Consider the following 23,409-nt stretch of genomic DNA (forward strand, 5'->3'; position numbering starts at 1 on the left):
ACCGGCGCGGCGCCGGTCGATGTGGGGTGGGTGGTCACGCTCACGCTGCTGACCGGGGCGGTCGCGACGCCGTTGCTGGGGCGGGCCGGGGACATGTACGGCAAGCGGCGGATGCTGTTGGTCGCGCTCGGTGCGCTCGCCGTCGGGTCGCTGGTGTGCTCGTTCGCCTCCACCCTCCCCTGGCTTCTGGCGGGGCGTGGGCTGCAGGGGGTGGGAGCTGCGGTGGTGCCGTTGTCGATCAGTTTCCTGCGGGGCGTGCTGCCGGCGCACCGGACGGGTGCGTCGGTGGCGCTGATGAGTTCGACGGTGGGGATCGGTGCTGCCCTCGGTCTGCCGCTGGCCGCGCTGCTGGTGCAGTTCGCGGACTGGCATGCGATGTTCTGGGCGATAACCGTGCTCTCGACGGCGGTGCTCGCCCTGGCGTGGCGGGTGCTAATAGAGGAGCCTGTTCGGTCGCCGGGGCGGTTCGACCTGGTCGGGGCGTGCGGGCTGAGCGCTGGGCTGGTGCTTCTGCTGCTGGCGTTGTCCAAGGCGGGTGAATGGGGGTGGGGCAGTCGGCGGGTGCTGGGCCTGTCGGGGGCGGCGCTGCTGATCCTGGCGGGCTGGACCGTCCAGCAGCGCCGGGTGTCGCGGCCGCTGGTGGACGTGCGACTTGCGATACGTCCGGCGGTTCTCCTGCCGCATGTGGCCGCACTGTTCGCCGGGTTCGCCTTCTACACCAACTCCCTCGTCACCGCGCAGCTGATCCAGACGCCCCGGGTCACCGGGTACGGTCTGGGTCTCTCGGTGGTGGCAGCGGGTGTCTGTCTGCTGCCCAGCGGTGTGATCATGGTGCTGTGCGCTTCCTTGTCCGCCCGCCTGTCCGCCGCCCGTGGCGCCAAGGCCACGCTGACTCTTGGCACGTTGGTCATCGCGGCCGGGTACGGACTGCGCTTCGCCGACAGCCGGCAGCTGTGGGCGATCATCGCGGGTGCGGCCGTGGTGTCGGTCGGTACGGCGCTCGCCTACTCCGCGCTGCCGATGCTGATCATGCAGGCTGTGCCGCTGGAGCAGACCGCCGCGGCGAACGGCCTGAACGTCCTCATGCGCACCATCGGACAGGCCCTGTGCAGTGCGGCGGTCGCCACTGTGCTGGCCCAGCACACCCGCGTGTTCGACGGCGGGTCGGGCGTGGCCGTGGCGGCCCCTACCCTGGGCGGGTACCGCGTGGCCTTCGCCACGGCGGGGGCGGTCGCGCTGCTGGCCTGTGCGGCCGCCCGCCTCATCCCACGCCGGCCGCGCCCCACGCCGTCCCCCCTTCAGGAGGCTGACCACGATGCCCGGCCCGAGCTCCGCCTCCCCCCGCAGCGGCCGCCCGCGAACGACGGCCAGGAGCCGGCCGGACCCGGCACCGGTGTCGCCGACACCCGAAGCGGCACCGGACCGGGCGGCACGACCACGTGACGCCGACGCCCGGCGTGCGGAGATCCTCGCCGCCGCCCGGCGCGCGTTCGCCCGCCACGCCTACGCCGACACGACCATCGCCGCCATCGCCGATGACGCGGGCGTCAGCCCGGCGCTGGTGATGAAGTACTTCGGCAGCAAGGAGCACCTGTTCAACCAGGTGTTCACCTTCGACGCCGACGCCACCGCCCTGTTCGACGCCCCCTTGGACGGCCTCGCCCGGCACATGGTCCTGCACCTGCTCGCCACCCAGCACGGCCAGACCCGCGACCCGATCCTGCGCATCGCCTTCTCCCGTCACCACCTGGAACTCGGCGGGCAGGCCCGGGCCAACTTCCGCACGCAGGTCATCGACGCCCTCGCCGCCCGCATCCCCGGGCCGGACGCCCCACTCCGTGCGGAGCTGGCCATCGGGGTGCTGCTCGGCCTCGGGGCCCTGTACGCAACCGTCCAAGCCGACCAGCTCACCCGACTGCCCCCCGACGAAGTCGCCGACCTCTACGTCCCACTCCTGCAACCCCTGCTCAGCGGCGAGGCTACGACGGGCCGCTGACCAGGAAACGTTCCCTGAATCCCCCGGCGATCCTCCACCGGGTGCACACGCTCGCAGCAGTCGATCCGACGTCAGACGTGCACGACCGCACGTGCACTTACCGAACACAGGAGACTCTCATGGCCAAGGGCTACTGGGTCAGCGCCTACCGCAACATCTCCGACCCCCAGAAGCTGGCTGCCTACAACGAGCTGGCCCGTCCGGCCGTCGAGGCCGGAGGCGGCCGGGTGCTTGTCCGCGGCGGGCGGACGGTCGCCCACGACGCCGGTATCGCCGAGCGCACCGTCCTGATCGAGTTCGACAGCTTCGAACAGGCCGTCGCAGCTCACGCCAGTGAGGCCTATCAGAAGGCACTACTCGTTCTGTCCGATGCCGTCGAACGCGACTTCCGCATCGTCGAAGGCCTCTAGGCGTCAGCGGACCGCCCGGTGGAGGTGATCCTCCACGATCTTCCACCGGGCCGCCCCACACCCGAGGTCTTGGCCTACGTCGCGTACGACCGCGAACCGGACGCCTGAACCGGACGCACGGACCGACCGCCGGGGAGGGTCGGCCCTGCCCGGCCGCCGCGACGGGCGGCACCCTCCGCCTTCGGCCCCACGGCCGCATGAGGTATGAAGACGTCCGTGAACGAGCCACCCCAGACCGCCACCCAGCACGCGTTTGTCGCCCTTGCCCCGCCCGACGACGCGAAGCAGGAGCTGGCGCACGCACTGAGCCCTGCCTACGCCGCCCACCCCGACCTGCGCTGGAACCGCATCGAGGACTGGCACATCACCCTCGCCTTCCTCGGCGAGCTACCGGTGCAGACCGTCCAGCGGCTTCGTTCACCCCTCGCCGACCTGGCGGCGGCCCACCACTCCCCCGAACTGGCGCTGCTCGGTGGCGGACACTTCGACGAGCGAGTGCTGTGGAGCGGCATCGAGGGCGACCTCGACCAACTGCACGAGCTGGCCGAAGCAGTACGGGCCAGAGTCAGGGACTGCGACGTCGCCTTCGCCGAACGTCCGCTGCGTCCCCACCTCACCCTCGCCCGCGCTCGCCGCAACGACAACGCGTCCATCAAAGCGGCGGCCGCCACCCTCGACGGCTTCACCGGACGCCCTTGGCAAGCCCGACGCCTCCACCTCGTCGCCAGCACAGTAAGAGGCCACTCAGGTCCGCGGCGCTACCAGGACGTCGACGCATGGCCTCTGGCCACTGGGCACGGTCATCCCGGTCCGAAGCCGCCACAGGCTGCTGTGCACGAGCGCTAGGTCGGCTGGGCCCGGCGACGACGCCGTACCAACGGTGCCGGGCCGATTGATCGCGACTGCGATGATGGGGGCATGTCTGCTGGTAAAGCCAAGGCGCCCGGAAATCCCGGTGGGTACGCGAAGGGGCGGGCGCGTCGTGAGCTGATCGTGTCGGCGGCGGCCGCGGTGTACGCGGACGTCGGCTACCACGGTGCTTCGCTGCGGGAGATCGCGAAGCGGGCCGGGATCAGTCACGTAGGGCTCCTCTACTACTTTCCCGACCGTGAGGCGCTGTTGACGGCTGTGCTGGAGCGGCGGGACGAGGAGGACAGCGCGAAGGTCAGGCCCTTCGACTCCTCGCCTCTTGCGGCGGTGCAGCATCTGGTCGATCTGGCCGATCACAATGCCCGGCGTCACGGAATGGTCGACCTGTACGTGCGGTTGGCGGCCGAAGCCATCGCCGAGGACCATCCCGCGCACGCGTACTTCCAGGCGCACTACACGAAGACGCGCGAGTACGTGCTGCATGCGCTCCAGGAACTGGACGCACAGGGGGCGTTGCGGGAGAGCGTGGACGCCGAGGCCGCCGCGGTGGCCTTCGTGGCGTTGATGGACGGGTTGCAGGTGCAGTGGCTGACCAGTCCCGGCGAGGTGGGCATGGCCGGGATCTTGCGTGCCTATGTCCAGCAGCTTCTCAGGGAGCCTTCGGCGTAGCATCGCGCAGACGCCGCAGCAGCATCAACGCCACAGCTGCGGTGGCCAGTTCACCCGTCGCCAGCGCTACCCACACTCCGCCGGTGCCCCGCTGGCCGAGGGTCGCGATGAGCGGGACTTTGATCAGGAGGAGGGCGCCGATGGATATCAGGTATGCGGGGGCCGGACGGCCCAGGGCCTGGGCGTAGGCCGCTACGAGGGGTCCGATTCCGGCGGCTGTCATGCCGACGGCGATGACGCGCAGTGCCTGCCCGGCGGTGGTGACCGTGTCGGGGTCGCTCAGGAACAGCCGCGCCAGCGGCTCGGCGAGGAGGGCGAGGGTCGTGGCGGTGAGCAGCCCGTACAGCAGGGAGGCGCGCAGGGCGAGGTTGCGGGCGTGCCGGGCGCGGTGGTCGAGGCCGCGGCCGCTGTTGTAGCCGACGATGGGCTGCAGGCCCTGACTGATGCCGGTGTGCGGCATCATCACGAACGTCTGCAATCGCGCACAGACGGCGTAGGCGGCCAGGGCGGTGGCTGATCCGGTGGCCGCGAGGGTGGCGTTGACGAGGACGGCCAGGAGCGTGACGCCCGTGCCGGCCAGGAACGAGGGCAGGCCGATGCCCAGCAGGGCACGCAGCGTCGGCCCGTGCGGCCGCAGGTCCCCCAGAGTGATGCGGTACGGGCGGTGGCGCTGGGCGAAGAAGAACCACAAGCTCATCGCCGCGGAGACGGCCTGGCCGCCGACGGTGCCGAGGGCCGCGCCGCGTACACCCATGTCGAAGCCGAAGATCAGCAGCGGATCGAGGGTGATCTGGACGGCGACGGGCACCAGCCACAGCAGGGTCGAGTAGCCCATCCTGCCCTCGGCGCGCACCAGGCTGGAGAAGCCGGTGGACACCAGCGCGCCGCACAGCAGAACCACGGCGTAGGGACGTGCGCTGTCACGGAGTTCGCCGTGGGCGCCCAAGACGGCGAGCAGCGGATCAAGGAAGGCCAGGCCGAGCACGGTGGTCGCGGTGGCGCAGGCCCAGAACAGGGTGAAGGAGTTGCCCGCGGCGCGGGCGGCGGCCTGCCGGTCTCCCGTGCCCAGGGCACGGGAGATCAGCGAGGCGCCGCCCGCGCCGACGGTCGTCGACACCGCGCCGAGCAACAGCAGCAGCGGGGCGACCAGGTTGACCGCGGCCATCGCCGTGTCGCCCACGCCGTGACCGACGAACCAGGCGTTGGTCAGGGCGTAGATGCCGTAGACGCCGACGGCGGCCGTGGTCTGCGTACAGGCCCGCCACAGCAGCCGGCCCACCGGCTCGGTGCCGAGCCGGGAGGTGTGGTCGGCGGTTGCGGCGGGGGCGACGTGCTGGCGCGTCACCGGCGGGTGCGGCCGAGCAGCGCCATCGCCTCGTCGAGGTGGGGGCGGGCCCAGTCGTACTGCTTGGTGTCGGTGTGGCCGCGGTACACGGTCTCGATGACCATGATCAGCAGCAGGTGGAGGCAGTACAGGCGGCGGCGAACCTGCTGGGCCTTGGTCAGCTCGGCCTGACCGTAGCCGCGCATGAAGGGGGCCGGATCACCGAAGGCGGCTATCTGGGTACCGGTGAAGCCGGCCTCGATCAACGGATCGCCGTAGAGGGCCCGTTCGTGGTCGATGATGCAGGCGATCTTGCCGTCGCGGACCATGACGTTGCTGTCCCACAGGTCCCACTCGACCAGGCGCGGTTCGGTCACTTCGTCGAGACTGTCGGCGTGGGCGGCGACGACCGAGCGGACGGTGTCGTAGTCCCAGCCGATGTCGACACCGCGGCGTTCGCCGTCGACCAGGACGTCCTCGACGATGCCGGTGAACACCCGCCGCCAGCTCGGGTCGCGGGGTCCGGCCAGCGGGCCGAAGCCGTCGCCGCGAATGGAGTTGATCTCCCGGTTGGCGGCGCCGAGCTGCTCCATGTAGGCGTTGCGGTCGGCCGCGGGCAGCGACTCGGCGACGATGCCGAGGTTGTCCGCGTCGATGTACGGCATGAAGAAGTAGTCGGCGTCGCACAGATCGTGGCTGCGGTCGGCGAAGTCGACAGCGGGCACCGGCACGGAGGTCCGCGTGCGCAGCAGGTCCAGCGTGGCCAGTTCGATCGACATGGCGCCGCGCTCGTACGTCATCACCTCCACGTGCGGGGGCGGGGCGATCTTCAGGACGACGTCGGCGCCGTCGCGCAGCCTGATGCGGTAGGCGACGTTGAACCAGCCGTGCCCCAGTTCGCTCGCCCATCCGTCCCCGGCGGGGACCTGTCCGGCTCCGTAGGCGCGCTCGATCATGGCGCGCAGCACGGAGACCGACTGCCGGTTCTTGGTGATGCTCTCCACACCCTGTCCCTTCGATGATGGCGTGTTCGCGGCGCCGCCGACGGGTGTGGGGTCCCCGTACGAGGTCGGCGTCCCGGGACGGGTCCGGGACGCTCGGCAGAAATACTTACCACGTGGTCTAAATTCTTACCACGGGAAGTGTACGTTCGTACATGCCGGGGGTGTGGGCACCGTCGCCCGCCCTCGTGCCGCACGCCCACGGCCCGCCGGAACTGGCTCCACGCACCATCAAAGCGCTCGCCCCCGCCCAAGTACGGCGCCTAGGATCTCGGCCGTGAACGACACCGAGCACACCTTCGACTGGCTGCAACGCTGGTACGCCGAGCAGTGCGACGGTGATTGGGAGCACTCCTGGGGCATCGAGATCGGACCGCTCGACAATCCGGGATGGACGGTTGCCATCGACCTTGAGGACACCTCGCTCGAAGACAGGAGCTACGCGGCGCAGAGCGTTCGGCGCAGCAGAACCGACTGGCTCTTCACCCGCGTTCAGGAACGGCGCTTCCATGCCTCGTGCGGACCGGGCAACCTCACCGAGGTCCTCACCGTGTTCCGCGTATGGGCCGAAGACGCGTAGCCGCATGGCCGCATGGCCGCATGGCCGCATACAGCAGCGAAGTACCGCGACCGCGGCACCCGTTCCCTCCCTGGGGCAGCCGGAGCGGGCCGGACGGCGACGGGTCTACCGACTACCGATCGGCCGCTGCCGGCAGATACGCGCCCTGCAGCGGCGATGTGCGTGGCGGGTTGCTGCGATCTGGAAGGGGAAGGAGGCGTTCGTGAAGCCTCAACGCGTTGCTGTCGTCGTCGGAGTGGGCGTCCTCGGAGCCAGCGTGGGCTGGAACCTGTCCCGGAGCGGTGTCGACGTGGTCCTCGTCGACGCGGGCCGGCCAGGCGAAGGAGTCACCAACTGGTCCTTCTCCTGGGCCAATGCGAGCAACAAGACGGCGAGCAAGTCCTACTTCGACCTGAACGTCGCGGGCATGGAGGCACACCGCGAGCTCGCCAGGACCATCGGGCCGGACTCCTGGTGGTATCCCGACGGCCACCTGCGGTGGGCAGCCGACCCCGCGGCAGAGAGAAGGCTCCTCCAGACGGCGGAGCTCTTGACCAGCTGGAACTACGCGGTCGAGGTGAGCACGGGAGCCGAGGTGCGTCGCCGTCTCGAACCTGCGCTCACGCTGCCCGACGACATTCCTGTCCTGTTCTACCCCGACGAAGCCTGGGTGCACGGACGTCATCTCGTCAGCCGCCTGGTGAGCGAGGCCGTCGCAGCCGGCGCCGAGCACCGGTTCGGCACCACGGTCCGGGACATCAGCACCGGTGCCGACGGGAGCGTCCGGTCGGTCGCCCTGTCCGACGGCAGCCGCCTCGCAGCCGACATCGTCGTGAACGCGGCGGGCCCCGACGCCGCCGACGTGGCCGGGCTCGTTGCGCGGCACCTGCCGATGCGCCGGGAACCCGGCGTCGTGACGCGGATCGGCTGCGCCCAGGTCCCGGTTCGCCGGGCCATGCACGCTCCGCACGTCGAGATCCGTCCTGACGGGAACTCCTCGGTGGTCCTCCACAGCCGCGAGATCGACGCGCTCATCGACACCGGCGAAGAGCCCTCGGAACTGGCAAGGTTGCTCCACGAATTGGCGCGGCAGGTCGTTCCGGATCTGGGCAACGGTCACATCACACAGACACGCGTGGCCAACCGACCGATCCCAGCCGACGGATTCCCTTCGGTGGGAGCGTGGTCGTCCGTACCGGGCTACTACGAAGCGGTCTCCCACAGCGGCATCACGCTCGGGCCGGTAATCGGCCGCCTACTGGCATCGGAGATCCTCAGCGGGGAGAGAGACAGGCTGCTTACGGACTTCCACCCCGAGCGGTTCGCCGCCTGACGGGGCGACGCGGGCGCTGTGCGCCTGACATTCCGTCCGCCGTCGTCTGCAGACTGGACAGGAGCTGGGGAGAGCCGAAGAACCGCTGCGCAAGTCGAGGATGTGCAGACCTGCGAGCGTGGCGTACGCCAACCGGCTACCCAGCGCGCACCGGCGAAGAAGGGTGGGTGCACAAAGTGATGTGGCAGTCGAAGCCTCGCGTGGGGCGGGGAGACACCGTTCTCGTGGTGACTGCGCACCCTGATGACGAGGTGTATGCCCACGGCGTCGCCATAGCGGCCTTCAGCGAGTGCGGCGCGCGGGTCGTGCTGAGGATCGCGTCCGGTGGGGAAGCCGCCGAACCTGGATCCGGAAGCATGTCAACGGAGGAAGCGCGGCGACGCCGGGCACCTCGTCTCGCCGCGTCATGCGCGACGCTGGGCGCAGACTCGTGGGACTGGATCGACGAGGGCCGCTGGATCGACACCGGTTCACGCCGGACTCGTGGTTCATTGACATCGGCGAATCCCGGCGACCTTGCCGACGCGATTGCGTCTCATATCCGGGACGTCAGGCCGGACATCGTCCTCACGGTGGCAAGCAATGGCCTGACGGGTCATCCGGACCACATCCTCATCCATCACGCGGTGGTGAGCGCCGCCCGTGCGTGCCACAGTCCGGTGTTCGCTTCCTATCTGCTGCCCGACGACATCGCCCTGGGGCATGTGCTGTTGGCGGGAGTTCTGCCCGGGGTCACTGTGGGGTCCGGGCGCATGACCGGGCTCACGCCAGTGAAGCGCGCCCTCTTCGAGGCGCCGCCTCGAGCGGGGGCAATCCGCCGCGCCGCCCTTGATCACTACACCCCGGGGCTGGGCACACTGCCGCTCGGTGAGCTTGTCGCGACCCATCCAGGGCGTGGCGACGGATTGCTGCTGCGTGCTGTGTACGACGCCGTCGGGTGGCACGTTGAGCGGTATACAGCCGTGACGTGAGGCGTGCGGGTCGACGGCGGACGGGATGGGAATGGGGGATGTAGTGGGTTGGGGAAAGAGGCCGGGTGCTGAGCCGACGGCACGTAGCCTCACCCTGGGTTCCGCTCGTCCCACGACCGGGTGATGGTGAAGCCGAGCCGTTCGCAAGAGCGAGCGCGGCGTTGAGCTGGGCCGAGGCAACGCCCCGGCCACGGAACTCAGGGGCGGTCCAAGGCCTCTTGATCTCCGACTGTCCATTGACACCGGGGAGGTCACCACCAGGCACCCAACACACTTCCTGTATGCGCCTCAAGCCATGGCGCTCAGCGATGAGACCATCTGGGAGTGACGACCACTCACCTGCCCTCGCAGTGGACCCTTCAGAGGATCCGTGACGTGTCCGGGGATCAAGAGGCTGTCGTCCTGGACACCGATCGGACGGTGAAGTGGGTGGCCGGCCCTGGAGCCCACGAGATCCTGCGTCCAGAGATCGTCCTCGGGTTCCACGGCCTGTGCCTTGTGAAGTCAGCCGATGACGACGACTGGTACATGGGCAGCCTGTACGACGACGGCAGTGTCGACTGCTGGACCGCCTACGGAGACCTGTACGAGGCGCTCCGCGGGCTCTGAGAAGTCCCAGCGAGGTGATCTTTGGGGTCGTGGGATCACCCCAGGCCGGCCGAGCCGGTCCTGCCGGTCACTACCCCAGAAATACACAGAGGCCCGTGGGGCGCGGGTCAGGGTGCGCCCCACGGGCTGTTCGGTGGCCGCCGTCAGGCGGTGGTGATGCGCCTGACCGCTTCGGCGGTCAGTGCGCGGCTGTGCGGAGCGCCGTTGTCCAGAGCTCGGTGCAGCGTGAGTCCCTCGATGAGGGCGTCGAGCTGGCGGGTGGTGTCCGGGTCGAAGTGCCGTTCCAGCAGCTGGCGGCTGCGGCGCATCCACGCCTGGGTCAGTTCCTGGTACTCCGGTCGCCGGGCGGCGAGGGTATAGAGCTCCTGCGCCAGAACCAGGTCGCGCCGAGGCCCTTCGGACAGGGTGTGCACCAGGTCGGTCACGGCCTCTCGGGCCTGCTCAAGGGTCTCGGCCCGGCTCAGGTACTCCTCGAAGACGGTCACGATCTGATCGGCGAAGTCGGTGAAGGCTTCGCGGAGCAGGTCGTCCTTGCCGCTGAAGTGGTACGTCATCGAGCCAAGGGGAACACCGGCACGCGTGGCGATCTTGCGGTGGGAGACGCCGGCCACACCTTCTTCCGCGATGTGGTCGAGGGTCGCGGCAAGGATGCGTTCGCGGCGTTGTGGGTCGGTGTGTCCGGTGCTCATGTGCTGTACCTCAGAGTGTGCGGATGGGCCGGGCGGGGTTGCCCACGGCGACGACGTTCGCGGGTACATCCTTGGTGACCACCGCCCCCGCGCCGATCACGCTGTTGTCCCCGATCGTCACGCCGGGACAGACGATGACACCGCCACCGAGCCAGACATTGTCGCCGATGGTGATGGGCTGCGCGGCCTCCAGCTTGTCGCGCCGCGGTTGCGGCTCCAGCGGGTGCGTGGGAGTGAGCAGCTGAACGTTCGGCCCGATCTGGCAGTCCTCACCGATGACGATCGCGGCGACGTCGAGAGCGGTCAGGTTGTAGTTCACGAACGTGCGCGCGCCGATGGTGATGTTGCTGCCGTAGTCGACGTTGAGGGGCGGCCTTACGTGCACTTCATCGCCGACGAACCCCAGCAGTTCGGCCAGCACCGGCTCGGCAGCGTGCGCGTCCTCGACGTACGCGGCCTGGTAGCGGGCGGCCAGGCGTACGGCCCGCTGCTGCCGCTCCGCGATCTGCGGATCATCGGCGATGTAGAGCTCCCCGGCGAGCATGCGCTCGAGGTTGGTGCGCGAGTCCTGCGCAAAGTAGTCCGTCGGCATGGGCGTCACCTTACCCATCGAGCGTACGAACGTACACTCGGGAGTTGAGTGACCTCAGGCGAGGTGGACTGCGTGGACTGCTGCACGGCTTGGTGGGCTATCCGGCGAGGGCGAGGTTGAGCATCCGTGCGATACCGAGCATGGCGTGGTGGACGCCAGCGCCTTGAGACGGCAGTCGCGGACGATCTTCCACGTCTTCCTGAACTGCCGCTGGCTCAGCCAGGTGAACAGAGCTGTCCAGGGCAGGCCGGTGGGGCGCCACAAGATCGTCGTTGCTGGTCGGCTGGCCATCTTGCATCGCGCACTTGACGCGGCCGCCGGTACGGCGGGTCGGGAGACCGGACGATACAGTCACCGCGAACTCAGCAGCTACGCAGTGTCCGCACCCCTGGCCAGCTTCGTGACGAGCGGTTACAGGAACACCCTTGGCCGGCCCAGGCCCCACAGCGATGCCTACGGTCAGCTGCCGTCGATGCGGTCGAGCAGCGTTTGGGCCTCGACGGTTCGGCTGTGTTCCGGGCCGAACGAGGTCAGGCAGGCGTGGTGCGCGGCCGCGGCCTGGCGGCGGGCCTCGGGAGCACGGTGCAGCCCCAACAGGGCTGTGGCGTGCGCAAGTTCGACCGCGCCCTTGTCCGGATGACGCTGGCTTTCGGGCAGGGCTCGGTACAGCTCGTCGGCTCCCTGCGCCTCAGCCAGAGCGTCCTCGTGGCGGGCTTGGCCGTTGAGGCTGCGGGCCAGGCCGAGCCGTAGGACAAGGGACGTCCGGTCGGGCGCGCGATGGGCGGCCAGCGCCTCCCGGGCCAGGGTTTCGGCCTCCTGGTGGCGGCCCTGCGCATTGAGGGCGAATATCAGTCCGTTGCGGGCGGCCGCCGTCAGGTTCGCCATGTCCGGGCCGGCACCGCGGCTCGCGGCCTCGGCGACGGCCACGCACTCTGCTTCGCACTCGGCGTACCGTCCCATCGAGGCCAACTGCTGGGCGCGGTCCGAGCGCAGCTTCATGGTCAGCCAGTGATTGGCTCCGAACGCCCGCCGGAAGGCCGGCATCGCTTCGTCGTAGGTGACGATCGACTCGGCGTGCCGGCCCTGCGCGCCCGTCGCGATCGCGGCGATGAAGAGCGCCACAGCCCCGTACTCGTCATCGCGTGACCGCGACCGGGCCACGGCGCGCGCCTCGGCCTCCGCTTCGGCGTAACGCCCGGCCTCGTAAAGGGCCTTGGCCTCAGCCACCGGGGTTCTTGTCATCCGTGTGCCGTCGTCTCGGCTGCGCGACCGGAAGAGTTTCATGGCCGGGAGCATACGGATACTGCGCATGCAGTTCGGTGAGGGGGCGGGTTGCCGGTGGGCGGCCCCTGTCAGTCCTCGTGTTCACCGGTCAACAGGGGTTGGCCAGCCCCGCTCGCCGTGCAGTGTCGAGTTCGTCAGGCTCCTGGTTCTGCAGATCAGCGCCATGGGTTGCCGCTGTAGGCCGCGTACTCCCGGGAGTCCGCAGCGTTCTTCCAGAGGTACAAGCCGTTGGAAGAGCGGTAGAGCCAGAACGAGTAGAGCTTCCCGTCGTACTTCAGCGTGCGGGTCTCGCCTGTCCCGGTTTCCCACGTCCGCCTTGCCGAACGTGACCGGACCCACCTTGCCGTCCGCGCTCGCGTAGTCGTCGGCCAGACCCCAACGCACCTGGAGGCGCCGGGTCGCGGCCTTGGTCTCGGCGCCGAACTTCCCATCCGGTCCGGAGTCCAGGGTGTAGCCCTCCGACTCGAGCACCTTCTGCCACAGACACGTGACGCCGGTATTGCTGTACGCCGCCGTCGACAGCGTGCCCTCACCAGCGTGTCGCAGGCACAGTCGGCACCTGCGACACGCTGGAGGCGCCAATCAGGATCGAACCGTCCTCACCCGATGGTCATCGTGCTGCTCCCCCGTGGCGCAGCACATCGACTCACGCGCCTCGTCCAACGCCCCGGCGCCCGCTACTCCTCGGCCGGAATCCGCGCGACGATTTCCTGGGCGAACCAGCCCGCTTCCTCGCTCAGTTCGTCCGGCCCCTCCTCTGCGATCAACTGGAGCAGGCGCAGCAGGTCGTGTGCCTCCTCGAGGGTGAGCAGCTCCAGGCGGCGAGCCACAGCGGCATCTTGGGCAGGGATCAGGTGACGGGTCTGTGCATCCATGCCCGGGTAACGACGACTGCCCGTTCACGGGTCCACGAAGATGCGGATGAGTACCCGCATGGACGCACCAGAACTGACCCGACCCAACCTGACCTGACCCGACCTTCCAACGCAAGTCGAGGCGCGGCCCGGCTTCGAGTCACTGAAGCGCATGCGGAGCGTTCAATTCCCTGCTGTTGACCTGCTCTTTTCAGGCAGGGCCGAAGGCGGTGGCTGAGCGTGCTCGCGTCAGCGATGCTCGATACAACGCGTCACGGGAGGCGCGTGGCACGCAGATCCACAGGTATGCGTGGTTCGCAGAGCTCGCCGCCTCGCAACTGCGTGTGACCAAGGTGGGGACGACCGACCTACAGCTGATAGCAGACCGACCCCGGCCGAGACGCCGGGTGATCCCTCCGGGGCACCGGAGGAGGGGGACGACGCCACGTGTACAGCGTCATTGTCGTGCCGCCGTCGTGCGGCAGTGCGGACAGGCAGATCACGATCGCCGCGGGTGAGAAGGTCCCGTTCGGCAGGGCCACGCCGCGGGACGGTCTCGTCATCGCGCACGAAGGGGTGCCTCGGTTCGCCGGCGAGATCACCGCGCACCGGACGTTCTGGCTGCTGAGCAACCACAGTGAGCACCAGACCTACGTGGTGGAGAATCCGGAGGGCGCGGGGGAACACGTCAAGGTCCCGCCGGGGCGGCTGGACGCCCCCGTGCCGTTCGAGTTCTCGCGCGTCGTCCTGCCAGCTGCGGGCGACCTGCTCGCCTTCGACGTATGGGCACCACGTCACGCCTTCCGCAGTGTGAGCCGTACCGGGCTCGCCGGAACCGTCACCGCACCGGCGTTCGTCCTCGACCGCACGAAGCGCTACTTCGCGGTCCTGGCCGCCCTGTGCGAACCCCGGCTGCGCGGCGAGCCGCACGCACCGCTGTCCGGCATCGCGCAGCTCGTGGAGCGCCTGCGTCCCACCTGGCAGTCGGTGAGTCGCTCCGCCGTTTACTGGAACATCGACTACCTCTCCCTCAAACTGCGGCTGCGGTCCGACCCGGACACGGCGGAGCCGGGCCGGCGCTTCAACGGACGCAAGGAGTCACTGGTCTCCCTGGCCCTCCGGTTCGACCTCGTCCGCGAGGACGACCTCGTGGTGCTCTCCCCGGCTTCGAGCGAGGAAGCCCGATGACAGGAGGGTCAGGCGCCGTCCTTGTCCCGAAGGGCTACCGCGTCGGCCCCTGGGAGGTTCGCCGGCACCTCGCATCCGGTGGGTTCGCCACCGTCTACGCGGCCCGGCACACCGGCGACAGAGGTCCGGGCGTGCCCGGCAGGGCGGCGCTTAAGATCCTGCCGACCGGCACCCGCACCCCGCGCCAGCTGCGGCACCTGCGTGAACTGGCCGAACGCGAAGTGGAGTTGCTGCGCAAGGTGCGTGCGCCCAGGCTGATCCAGCTGTACGACACCCTGACGCTCGACGATCCGGCGCAACCGGAACTCGACGGCGCCACCGTCCTCGTACTGGAACGGGCCGAAGGCTCCCTGGACATGGTGCTGGAGCACGCGCCGAAGCCGGAGGCGGGGCCCGCGCTGCTGGCCGGCATCTGCGAGGGCCTGCACCAGCTGCACCACGCGGGCTGGGTGCACGGGGACCTCAAACCGGCCAACGTCTTGCTGATGAAGGACGGATCAGCCCGGCTCGCGGACTTCAACACTGCCGCGGAACTGGAGGGCACCCACGCCTACGCGCCCGCCTTCGCCACCCGCGACTACACCCCTCCCGAGCTGATCTGGCCCGAGATCGACGAGCGGGGCACGCGCATCCGCCCCTCCGCCGACGTCTGGGCCTTCGGCATCCTCACCCACGTCGTCCTGACGGGTACGTTTCCGTTACCCGGGGGCACCACCGAGGCCCGCTGCGACGTGGCCACGCGCTACGCCCGCGGCACCGAGCAGCTGCGGCTCTCCCCCGAACTCCCGGACGTCTGGCGGGAGATCGTGAAGGACTGCCTGGCTCCCACGCACGAGCAGCGCGTCGCCCGCACCGCGGACACCGCCACCCTGCTGCGCCGAGTGGACTCGGCCGCGGGCGTTTCTCACTCGGCCCGGCTGCCGAGGCTGCGGCCTCGTCGGTGGCAGGGGCCGGTGCTGGCCGGGGCGCTGGTGGCGGCCGTGCTGGGCGCGACGACCGTGTCGTACTCCTTGCAGGACGAGGTGCCGGCCGCCACAGCACCGCCCACCTGCAAGTAGTCGGCGGTGCGCAGGGGCGCCTACTCCGGCTGCGGCCATACGGAAGGCTGCACAAGCCGTCAGATCAGGCCGGAGTTGCCGCGCGGTCGATGACGGTCATCTTCTCCTCGAGGGTGGCGGGGACTTCGCGTACGTCGGCGGTGATGTGCGCGCCATGGAGAACGCGGGTGATGGTGTCGGACGGTGTGTCGGCGAGGCGGACCCGGCGGCCGTTGAGGGTGACCGGAAGTCCTGCCTCGTCGAGGGCGGCGAAGGCGGCTGCCCAGTGAGGAGTGTCGACTTCGCAGGCGGTGGTGTTGCCGATGATGTCGCGTTCACTGCCTGCTGCGACGGCTTTGCCGTGGGACATCAGCACGAGGCGGTCGCACTGCTGGGCCTCTTGCATGTAGTGCGTGGTGACCAGGACGCCGACGCCCTGGTCGGCCTGGTCGTGGACGGTGTCCCACAGTCGTGCGCGGGCCAGGGGTTCCACGCCGGAGGTCGGCTCGTCCAGGACGAGGAGTTCGGGGTGGTGGGCGAGGGCGATGGTGAAGGCGAGTTGGCGTTGCAGGCCCAGGCCGATCTCGCCGACGAGCCGGTCCTGGACGGCGGCCAGGGCCGGTTCCAGCGTGGGGGTTTCGGCCTGGAAGGCGGCCGACGCGAAGGAGATGTTCTCGGCGACCGTCAGGGTCGGCCACAGGCCGAGCCCCTGGGGGACGTAGCCCAGGCGTCCGCGGGTGGCGCGATCGGGCAGCCGACCGAAGGCGATGACGGCGCCTTCGGTGGGGACGGTCAGGCCCAGGAGATTCTTGATCAGCGTGGTCTTTCCGGCTCCGTTGGCGCCGAGCAGACCGACGATCTCACCGGGGAACACGTCGAGGGAGACGGTGTCGACCGCGGTGAAGGACCCGTACCGCTTGGTGACCCGGTCGGCGCGGATCAGGGGCGCTCGTTCGCTCATGTCAGTGCTCCTGCTGCTGGTCGGCGAGGGTATAGGCGATCACCGCGTCTTCCATGTCGGCGGCCATCGCCCGCTCGCCGGGGCGGGGGCTGCCTGCGTGCCAGGAGCGCGTCTGCCGGCCTCGTCTCCAGGACAGTTCACGTGGTCCGGTGGGGGCGACCGCGGTGGTCAGGGTGCCGGGCGTGTTGTCGAGGATGTCGGCGGGCGCCCCGCTGGTGAGCGTCCGGCCGCTGTCCAGGACCAGGCAGGTGGAGGCACGTTCGGCCTCGTCCAGGTAGGTGGTGGCCATGACGACTGCGGCGCCGTCGGCGGCGGCCCGGGAGACCAGACGCCACAGGTCGACACGGCTGACCGGGTCGACGCCGGTGCTGGGCTCGTCCAGGACGAGCAGGGACGGCTGGTGAAGGATGGCCAGGCAGAAGGCGAGCTTCTGCCGCATGCCTCCGGACAGGGCACCGGCCAGTCGGTCGGCCGCGTGGTCCAGGCCGGCTGCGGAGAGAAGGGCACGGCGACGCTGCTCGAGAGCGGCGCCGGTGATGTGGTGGGCCGCCGCGGCGAAGGCGATGTTCTCGTTGACGGTCAGGTCCTGCCACACACCGGAGGCGCCGGTGGGCATGAAGCCGCACGCTCGGGTGGGCGGCGTGGTGACGGTGCCGGACTGCGGGCGGATCCTGCCGACCAGCGTGCGCAGCAGCGTGGTCTTGCCCGCGCCGTCACCGCCGACGAGCGCGGCGACCTGTCCGCGCTCGGCGGTGAGGCTGACGTGCTGGAGCGCCACGGTGACACCGAACGCCACCGTGATGTCGAAAGCACCCCAGGTGTGGGCGTCGGCGTGTGCGATGGTGGTCATCGCGTTCCCCCCGCAGCAACGGCATCGCGGGCGGCCTTGGGGGCCGTGGGGGCGAGGTCACGGCGGAACCGCAGGACGGCGAAGCTGAACACGAGCACCGCCATCCCGGCCAGCAGGCCGAGCGGCAACGCCAGCGAGCTGATCGGTGCGTCGCGCAACATGACGCCGTTGGACACCATGTTGAAGTAGGTCAGCGGGAAGAGGTAGCCGATCCAGCGCACCCCGGCCGCCATCGCCGACAGCGGGAAGATCATCCCGGACAGCAGCATCTGTGGCATGAGCGTGAGCAGCGCCATCTGCATCGCCTGGCCCTGGTTCTGCGACACCGACGAGATCAGCACGCCGATGCCGAGCACGCAGAACAGGAACAGCGCGGCGCCGAGGGCCAGGACCAGGAAGCTGCCGGCGAAGGGAACCCCGAACAGCAGACAGCCCAGTACGGTCACCAGGACCATGTCGAAGGCGGCCAGCACGAAGTACGGGGCGATCTTGCCGACGATGACGTCGGTCGCCTTGAACGGCATCACCGCCAACTGCTCCAGCGTTCCGGCCTGCCGCTCGCGCACCAGTCCGATCGCGGTGATGATCGTGCCGATGAACGCCATGATCATGCCGACCAGTGCGGGCACCATCGTCCACGACGTCTTCAGCTCAGGGTTGAACAGGACCTCCGGCTGAAGCACCCCGCCGCTCGCCTTCGAGGCCGCCGTCACGGACTGGGCCGAAAAGAGGTTCGAGCCGTCGATGAACACGGTCGCCGGTCCTGACGACGGGGCCACCACGACCGCACCCGCATCCTGCGAGCGCAGCACGTCGCGCGCCTGCTCCTCGGTACCTGCCGGATCGACCTTCTTCACGTCGAAGGGCGTGTGCAGCTTGCCCGCGACGGCCTGGGCGTTGGGGCCGTAGACCCGGGTGGGCACGTCGTCGACGGTGAAGTTGGCCGCGTAGCCGAACACCACCAGCAGCAGGAGCGGCAACGCGATGATCATCGCCATCGTGCGGCGGTCCCGCCGCAGCTCCAGGAACTCCTTGAGGATCATTGCCCACACGGGGCCCCACCGCCTTACTGACCGGCCCGCATGCGGGCGTACGCATCGCTCTCGCAGCTGTGTGTACGAGGCGCGATCACCGTAGGAGCCCCGTACGAATCAATGCAACGAGCGTTTAATAAATTAGGCTGAGACGGTGAACGAATCGCCTTCCTCACCTCGACCCCAGCCGGCTGCCCGGCGCCGCGGCCGTCCTGCCGGCCGACGTGCCGGCGACACCGTCACCCGCGACCGGATCCTGGATGCGGCCCGCCTCCACTTCGCCCAGGGCACCTACGCCACCACCACCGTGCGCGCCATCGCCGCCGAGGCCGACGTCAATCCGGCTCTGGTCCTGCACTACTTCGGGAGCAAGCGCGATCTGTTCGCCGCCACTCTGCGCCTCCCCTTCGACCTGCGCGAACAGGTCGCCGCCCTCATCCGCGACGATCCGGACGACCTCGGCGAGCAACTCGTCCGGGCCTTCCTGCGGGTCTGGCAGGACCCCATCTCCCGCCACCCGCTCGCCGCCATGATCCGCTCAGTCGTCTCCGACCAGGACGCTGCCGACGCACTCGGCCAGTTCTTCTCCGTCCAGATGGTCGGCCCGCTCGTGGCCGCCTCCGGCCGTGACCAGCCCCACCTGCGCGTCTCCCTGGTCGTCAGCCACCTCATCGGCCTCGTCATGGGCCGCTACATCCTCGGCGTCGCCCCTCTCGCCAAGGCCGACCTCGACCACCTCGTCGCCTGCATGGCCCCGGTTGTGCAGCACTATCTGACGGGCCCTCTGCCTCACCCCGCTCACCAGCCGGCACGACGCTGAAGCCGCCGCTCCAACCGCCCGGCGCCTGGCAAGGTCCGGCGTTCACCCTGGTACGCATCCGGGGACCCGACACCACACCAGAGATAGCGCCCATCCACTTGGCCAGCGTTGGAGGCGCCTTCTGGGCCTCGCGTTCGAGCAACGACCGATTCAGCGCGCCAGTGTCGTCCACACCGACTCGAACCACGTCTGCCAGGACTCCACGAACACCGAACCGCGTGCGTCCGGATGCCCCGGGTCCACGACGTAGTGCGTGAGCGTCGCGCCGAGGCCCAGGACGTCCAGCGAAGGCACCGCCTCGTCGCCCAGCACGATCGGCCGCTCGATCACTTCGTACGGCCCGTGCAGCGCCTGCGTGTCATTGATCAGGTAGAGCTTGAACGTCGGCGTGAGATCCACGTAGCGGATCAGGATGTCGGCCTGCTCGACCAGCTCCTCCGCCCGCAGTTGCAGCAGCTCGGTGCGTATGGACTCGCTGTGTCGGTGTGTGATGTCGAGGAGCCGCTGCTTGAGCTGCGCGGTCAGGTCGCCGCCCGGATCATCCAAAGCCCTGGGATACGGCAGATCGAGTGACGCCGAGGGAAGCAGCATCCGGATCGAGATACGCCGGGGGGCCACCTCCCCGGACCTGATCCGCTCGATCTGTCCCTTCACCTGTGTGTCCAGGGATTCCGACGTCAGCGTGTAGACATCGAGCACGACCTCGGGGCCCGAGAACGCCTCGTCGAAGAACGCCCGCAGCGACACCCGACCCTCCACCGCCGCCTTCGCGGTGTACGACTGGACCTGCTGCTCCTTCAAGACCCGCTGTACCACCGCTGTACCGCTGCCCTGCCGCGCCTCGATCCAGCCCTCCGCCTTGAGCTGCTCCAGCGCCCTCTGCACGGTGTCCCGCGACACGGAGAACTCGGTGGCGAGCCGGCGCTGGGCCGGCAGCAGCGAGTCGACCGGATAGACACCCCCGGAGATCCGGCTGCGCAGCTCCTCGACGACACGGAAGACCTCCCTGCCGCCGCTCCCACTCTGACCGCTCGCCACACAGCCAACGTACCGGCCAACTACCAGACGGGGAGGCCGACGACGCGAAGTCCGGGCAAGGTGTGGCTGCCGCGGCCTTGGACGGCGCCGCCTACCTCGACGGCGAGCTGACGTCGCACCTCCGTGTCCATCTCTTGCACCTGCGGCGGCGTGCAGATGGACCCGGCGTGTGATGGAGTCGACGCCGGCCCGGATCCAGTCCGGGCAGTCATCCGGCCGATCAGGTGTCCGTCTCCTGCTCGCCTTCCCACGCCGGTCGTTCAGGGATCAACTGAGGGCCTTCCACGGGGAAGTGGATGGGGCTGAGCAGGTACTGGCTGCGCTCGGGACTCGGCTCGTTGGCGAGTTTCGGCGCAATGGCCGCACGCAGTCCGCCGATCAGCTCCTCCAGCTCGGCGGGGCTGAGCCAGAGTGCGTGCTGGCGGTATCCGACCTGGTCGGCCACGGGATCAGCGCCGTCCCGGTCGAGATAGGCGCTGAACTCGGCCAGCAGCGCGGTCATCGCGGTGGCGAAGGCTCGCCGGTGATCCTCGGGAGTGAGGGTGCGGGCCACGTCAGGGCCGATCACGGCCCGGTCCTGCCGCAGCCGGTAGTGCCGTTGCACCGCGCCGCGCACCCTGCGCTCTTCGGCCACCTCAAGGATCCCGGCGTCCGCCAGCAGATCGATGTGCCGGTAGACGGTGGCCTTGGAGGCTTCTGGGATGCGTGCACACAGCTGAGACGTCGTCAGCAGCCTTCCACCGCCCATCGCGTGCACGATCCGCAACCGGATGGGGTGAGCGAGCAGGTCCAGGAAGTCCATGCTCAACCTTCTCATGACTGCTACCTTTCTCAAGTATGAGAATGAATGAGGGTGGGGCACTGGAGGCGGCACGGCGCTTCGCCGCGCTGCTGCAGGCGGAGCGGTTCGGCGAAGCCGTGGGACTGTTCGCTCCCCCGTTGCGGGCCGCGGTCTCTGCCGAACAACTACGGCTCGCATGGACCACCGAGAGTGGCGGGCACGGTGGCATCACGACGATCGAAGAACCGGTGGCCGAGCCCGGCGAGACCGACCCGGTCCGCGTGCGCATACCAGTGACCTGCGCCGACGGCGGATTCATCGTGGTCACATCGGTAGGTGACGACGGTCTGCTGCAGGGGTTGCGCCTCGATGCCCACGGCGGCGCCGAGTGGCAACCGCCGCACTACGCGGATGCCGACCGGTTCACCGAGCGGACCGTCCTGCTCGGCAGCGGGGAGCTTGCGGTCTCCGGCACACTCACCCTGCCCGTGGGCTGCGGACCGTGGCCGGCCGTGGTGCTGCTCAGCGGTGGCGGTGCGTTCGACCGGGACGAGAGCAGTGGCCCGAACAAGCCGCTCAAAGACCTCGCGTGGGGGCTCGCGTCCCAGGGGGTGGCCGTGCTGCGCTTCGACAAGGTGACCTTCGCGCACCCGGACCGGCTTCCGTCGGACCACACCATGGCCGACGAGTACCTGCCCCATGCCCTCGCTGCCGTCCAATTGCTGCGACAGCAACCCGAGGTGGCCCCGGGTCAGATATACCTGGCCGGTCACAGCATGGGCGGCAAGGTGGCACCCCGGATCGCCGCCGCCGACCCGTCGATCGCGGGTCTGGTGATGCTCGCCGCGGACACGCAGCCGATGCACGAGGCGGCCGTCCGGGTGGCTCGGTATCTCGCGGAGCTCGCTCCGGGCCCGAGCGCGGACGAAATGGTGTCGCTGCTCGTCCGCCAGGCTGCCGCGGTGGCGGACCCGGATCTCGAGCCCGACACTCCGTCAACACTGCTGCCGTTCAGGCTCTCCGCTCCCTACTGGCTCGACCTGCGCGCCTACGACCCCGTGGCCACGGCCGCCCGACTGCGCTGCCCGATGCTGATCCTTCAAGGCGGGCGGGACTACCAAGTGACCGTCGCCGACGACCTGACGGCCTGGCAGCGCGCCTTGGGGGACCGCCCGGAGGTGACGATCCGCATCCACAACGACGCCAACCATCTCTTCTTTGCCGGCACTGGCCGACCCACCCCGGCCGAGTACGCGCGGCCAGGACATGTGGACCCCGCAGTGGTGGACGAGATCGCGGCCTGGCTGGCTCGCCCCTCAGCGATGGAACGAACGGACGTGCGGCTGCCCTCGTGACATCTCCGCGTGTCCGGATCACCGGCGGCCGTCGAGAACAAAGAAGCTGATAACCCGTGCCGCGTGTCTGAACATACTGGTCTGCCCACGAGCAGGCGTCAGAGACGGACGCGCGCCTTCCTCACCTTCGCCGCCGCGCTGTCCGTCGGCGGCATCGGTTGCCTGTCCGCGGCCGCCGCTGACGTAACGGTCGTCAATCCGGGGGATCTCGGCCCCTCCGGGCCGTGGTTCAGGCTCCAGGACGACCCGGGGAACGCCGGAATCCCCGACGGGACCCAGGAAGTCGCCCCGTTCGCCGACGCGCAGTGGCTCGACGGAAGCCTCCACCTGGGGATCGGGGGCGGCGAGACCTCCAAGGCCGCCCACCCGTTCCCCGCCCCGATCACCCTCACCTCGCTCCTGGCCTCGGGCATCTCCTACTCGGCGTACCAGGACTCGGCCGGATCCACCGCCGCGAACACCAGCGCCAACCTCCAGTTCCCCATGGTGTGCGGCGGGGCGTTCACCACGCTCAGCTTCGAACCGGGCCGCAACACCGACACCGCGGGCAGGACCGGCGTCGTCCCGGACACCTGGCAGGCCTGCGCCCCGGACGGAACGTCGTCGTGGCGGACGTCGCGGGCCGTGGCCGGCATTCCCGCCCAGGGCGACGCGACACTGGCGACCTTCGCCGCCGCATGCACCGATCCCGGGGACGGTGCCCTCGGCGTCATCGCCCGGGTGGGCCGACTGGGCTCGGACACCGCCACGCTCGACACCTACGTGGACGGCATCACAGTGGCCGGCACCACCTACAACTTCGCCGTCGAAGGACGGGCCACGGCGGCGGTGAAGGTCGTTGACCGGGTCACCGCAGGAGGCCCGCCGGTCAACGGCTCCGTGACGTACACGAATCCGGCCGACGGCCCCGCCTGCCCGGACACCGGCACGGCCCTCACGCTCAAGGGTCCCGCCGGGCTCCGTGCCGACCAGGTGACGCTGACCGTGGCGGGGCGGCGGATCCCGCTGGCCGCCGGCCCCGCCGGAACCCTCGTGGCCGCGCTCCCCAAGGGCACGGTCCTGAACCCCTCCGGCACCTCGACCACCGCCTTCACCCTCGCCGTCGCCGAGGGAGCGCCGACCGGACCGCTGTCCGTCAGCGCCGAGCTGACGGCCGAGGCGAACGGAGGCAGCCGCAAGCCGGT

Annotated in this window: 24 protein-coding genes and 1 pseudogene; 14 read left to right on the forward strand and 11 right to left on the reverse strand. The window is 69.6% G+C overall.

The window, feature by feature from the left end; translation table 11 throughout:
• From M4J07_RS35795 to M4J07_RS35815, 5 genes are all read left to right on the forward strand, one after another.
• The coding region (locus tag M4J07_RS35795) for an MFS transporter (RefSeq protein WP_255979075.1) at positions 1-1,443 on the forward strand (1,443 nt) is incomplete at its 5' end.
• A complete protein-coding gene (locus tag M4J07_RS35800) occupies positions 1,394-1,996 on the forward strand; it encodes a TetR/AcrR family transcriptional regulator (protein WP_255979077.1) in 603 nt (200 codons plus the stop codon). The genes M4J07_RS35795 and M4J07_RS35800, both read left to right, overlap by 50 nt.
• Before the next feature lie 119 nt (positions 1,997-2,115).
• Positions 2,116-2,406 (forward strand): DUF1330 domain-containing protein, encoded by a 291-nt coding sequence (locus tag M4J07_RS35805; RefSeq protein WP_255979079.1) that lies wholly within the window; start codon positions 2,116-2,118, stop codon positions 2,404-2,406.
• A 216-nt stretch (positions 2,407-2,622) separates the two neighbouring features.
• Positions 2,623-3,252, forward strand: a complete 630-nt coding sequence (thpR, locus tag M4J07_RS35810; RefSeq protein ID WP_255979081.1) for an RNA 2',3'-cyclic phosphodiesterase — start codon at positions 2,623-2,625, stop codon at positions 3,250-3,252.
• A 72-nt stretch (positions 3,253-3,324) separates the two neighbouring features.
• The gene (locus M4J07_RS35815; RefSeq protein ID WP_255979083.1) at positions 3,325-3,945 is read left to right on the forward strand and encodes a TetR/AcrR family transcriptional regulator; all 621 of its coding nucleotides are present in this window, start codon (positions 3,325-3,327) and stop codon (positions 3,943-3,945) included.
• Here M4J07_RS35815 and M4J07_RS35820 read toward each other — a convergent pair.
• On the reverse strand, positions 3,926-5,290 hold the full coding sequence (locus M4J07_RS35820) for an MATE family efflux transporter (RefSeq protein WP_255979085.1): 1,365 nt from the start codon (positions 5,288-5,290) through the stop codon (positions 3,926-3,928). The two genes, M4J07_RS35815 and M4J07_RS35820, sit on opposite strands and share 20 nt — an antisense overlap.
• The gene (locus tag M4J07_RS35825) at positions 5,287-6,273 is read right to left on the reverse strand and encodes a phosphotransferase family protein (protein ID WP_255979087.1); all 987 of its coding nucleotides are present in this window, start codon (positions 6,271-6,273) and stop codon (positions 5,287-5,289) included. The genes M4J07_RS35820 and M4J07_RS35825 overlap by 4 nt, the downstream gene beginning before the upstream one ends.
• Positions 6,274-6,547: 274 nt before the next feature.
• Between M4J07_RS35825 and M4J07_RS35830 the strand changes: the two genes are divergently transcribed.
• The 4 genes from M4J07_RS35830 to M4J07_RS35850 all read left to right on the forward strand — a co-directional run bounded on the left by M4J07_RS35830 (position 6,548) and on the right by M4J07_RS35850 (position 9,742).
• Positions 6,548-6,850: an immunity 53 family protein gene (locus M4J07_RS35830; RefSeq protein ID WP_255979089.1), complete on the forward strand. Its 303-nt coding sequence runs from the start codon at positions 6,548-6,550 to the stop codon at positions 6,848-6,850.
• A gap of 202 nt (positions 6,851-7,052) precedes the next feature.
• Positions 7,053-8,162, forward strand: coding sequence for an NAD(P)/FAD-dependent oxidoreductase (locus M4J07_RS35835; protein WP_255979091.1), 1,110 nt, complete (start codon positions 7,053-7,055; stop codon positions 8,160-8,162).
• 224 nt (positions 8,163-8,386) lie between these two features.
• Positions 8,387-9,133, forward strand: coding sequence for a PIG-L family deacetylase (locus M4J07_RS35840; protein WP_255979093.1), 747 nt, complete (start codon positions 8,387-8,389; stop codon positions 9,131-9,133).
• A gap of 375 nt (positions 9,134-9,508) precedes the next feature.
• Entirely contained in the window at positions 9,509-9,742 is a 234-nt protein-coding gene (locus M4J07_RS35850) for a hypothetical protein (RefSeq protein WP_255979095.1), read from the forward strand.
• A 143-nt stretch (positions 9,743-9,885) separates the two neighbouring features.
• Here M4J07_RS35850 and M4J07_RS35855 read toward each other — a convergent pair whose 3' ends face one another.
• From M4J07_RS35855 to M4J07_RS35870, 4 genes are all read right to left on the reverse strand, one after another.
• A complete protein-coding gene (locus tag M4J07_RS35855; RefSeq protein ID WP_255979097.1) occupies positions 9,886-10,431 on the reverse strand; it encodes a TetR/AcrR family transcriptional regulator in 546 nt (181 codons plus the stop codon).
• 10 nt (positions 10,432-10,441) lie between these two features.
• Entirely contained in the window at positions 10,442-11,023 is a 582-nt protein-coding gene (locus M4J07_RS35860; RefSeq protein WP_255979099.1) for a sugar O-acetyltransferase, read from the reverse strand.
• Positions 11,024-11,482: 459 nt separating this feature from the next.
• Positions 11,483-12,307 (reverse strand): tetratricopeptide repeat protein, encoded by an 825-nt coding sequence (locus tag M4J07_RS35865; protein WP_255979101.1) that lies wholly within the window; start codon positions 12,305-12,307, stop codon positions 11,483-11,485.
• Between the two features lie 677 nt (positions 12,308-12,984).
• A complete protein-coding gene (locus M4J07_RS35870) occupies positions 12,985-13,137 on the reverse strand; it encodes a DUF6417 family protein (protein WP_255979103.1) in 153 nt (50 codons plus the stop codon).
• A gap of 471 nt (positions 13,138-13,608) precedes the next feature.
• Here M4J07_RS35870 and M4J07_RS35875 point away from each other — a divergent pair, with 471 nt between their 5' ends.
• The gene (locus tag M4J07_RS35875) at positions 13,609-14,349 is read left to right on the forward strand and encodes an FHA domain-containing protein (protein ID WP_255979105.1); all 741 of its coding nucleotides are present in this window, start codon (positions 13,609-13,611) and stop codon (positions 14,347-14,349) included.
• A pseudogene (locus M4J07_RS35880) lies at positions 14,346-15,404 on the forward strand (protein kinase domain-containing protein); the annotation flags it as partial. The gene M4J07_RS35875 and the pseudogene M4J07_RS35880, both read left to right, overlap by 4 nt.
• A 67-nt stretch (positions 15,405-15,471) precedes the next feature.
• On the opposite strand, the gene M4J07_RS35885 reads toward M4J07_RS35880, so the two are convergent.
• From M4J07_RS35885 to M4J07_RS35895, 3 genes are read right to left on the reverse strand one after another with little or no spacing between them, the layout of a single operon-like run.
• On the reverse strand, positions 15,472-16,347 hold the full coding sequence (locus tag M4J07_RS35885; protein ID WP_255979107.1) for an ABC transporter ATP-binding protein: 876 nt from the start codon (positions 16,345-16,347) through the stop codon (positions 15,472-15,474).
• 1 nt (position 16,348) lies between these two features.
• Positions 16,349-17,197 carry an ABC transporter ATP-binding protein gene (locus tag M4J07_RS35890; RefSeq protein WP_255979109.1) on the reverse strand — a complete coding sequence of 283 codons (849 nt, stop codon included), beginning with the start codon at positions 17,195-17,197 and terminating at the stop codon, positions 16,349-16,351.
• Positions 17,194-18,240: an ABC transporter permease gene (locus tag M4J07_RS35895; protein WP_255979119.1), complete on the reverse strand. Its 1,047-nt coding sequence runs from the start codon at positions 18,238-18,240 to the stop codon at positions 17,194-17,196. Before M4J07_RS35895 ends, M4J07_RS35890 begins: the two co-directional genes overlap by 4 nt.
• Positions 18,241-18,385: 145 nt before the next feature.
• Here M4J07_RS35895 and M4J07_RS35900 point away from each other — a divergent pair, with 145 nt between their 5' ends.
• Complete coding sequence (locus M4J07_RS35900) at positions 18,386-19,051, forward strand: TetR/AcrR family transcriptional regulator (protein WP_255979111.1); 666 nt, start codon at positions 18,386-18,388, stop codon at positions 19,049-19,051.
• A gap of 150 nt (positions 19,052-19,201) precedes the next feature.
• Here the strand turns inward: M4J07_RS35900 and M4J07_RS35905 are convergent, their stop codons facing one another.
• Together M4J07_RS35905 and M4J07_RS35910 are read right to left on the reverse strand one after the other, a co-directional pair.
• A complete protein-coding gene (locus M4J07_RS35905; protein ID WP_255979113.1) occupies positions 19,202-20,089 on the reverse strand; it encodes a winged helix-turn-helix domain-containing protein in 888 nt (295 codons plus the stop codon).
• A 220-nt stretch (positions 20,090-20,309) separates the two neighbouring features.
• Entirely contained in the window at positions 20,310-20,906 is a 597-nt protein-coding gene (locus M4J07_RS35910) for a helix-turn-helix domain-containing protein (RefSeq protein ID WP_374215146.1), read from the reverse strand.
• 101 nt (positions 20,907-21,007) lie between these two features.
• Here M4J07_RS35910 and M4J07_RS35915 point away from each other — a divergent pair, with 101 nt between their 5' ends.
• Both M4J07_RS35915 and M4J07_RS35920 read left to right on the forward strand, forming a co-directional pair.
• On the forward strand, positions 21,008-22,225 hold the full coding sequence (locus tag M4J07_RS35915; RefSeq protein WP_255979115.1) for an alpha/beta hydrolase family protein: 1,218 nt from the start codon (positions 21,008-21,010) through the stop codon (positions 22,223-22,225).
• 63 nt (positions 22,226-22,288) lie between these two features.
• Positions 22,289-23,409: hypothetical protein (locus tag M4J07_RS35920; protein ID WP_255979117.1), on the forward strand; the 1,121-nt coding region annotated here is incomplete at its 3' end.

Source organism: Streptomyces longispororuber (assembly GCF_024448165.1).
In the GTDB taxonomy this organism is placed as follows: domain Bacteria; phylum Actinomycetota; class Actinomycetes; order Streptomycetales; family Streptomycetaceae; genus Streptomyces; species Streptomyces longispororuber_A.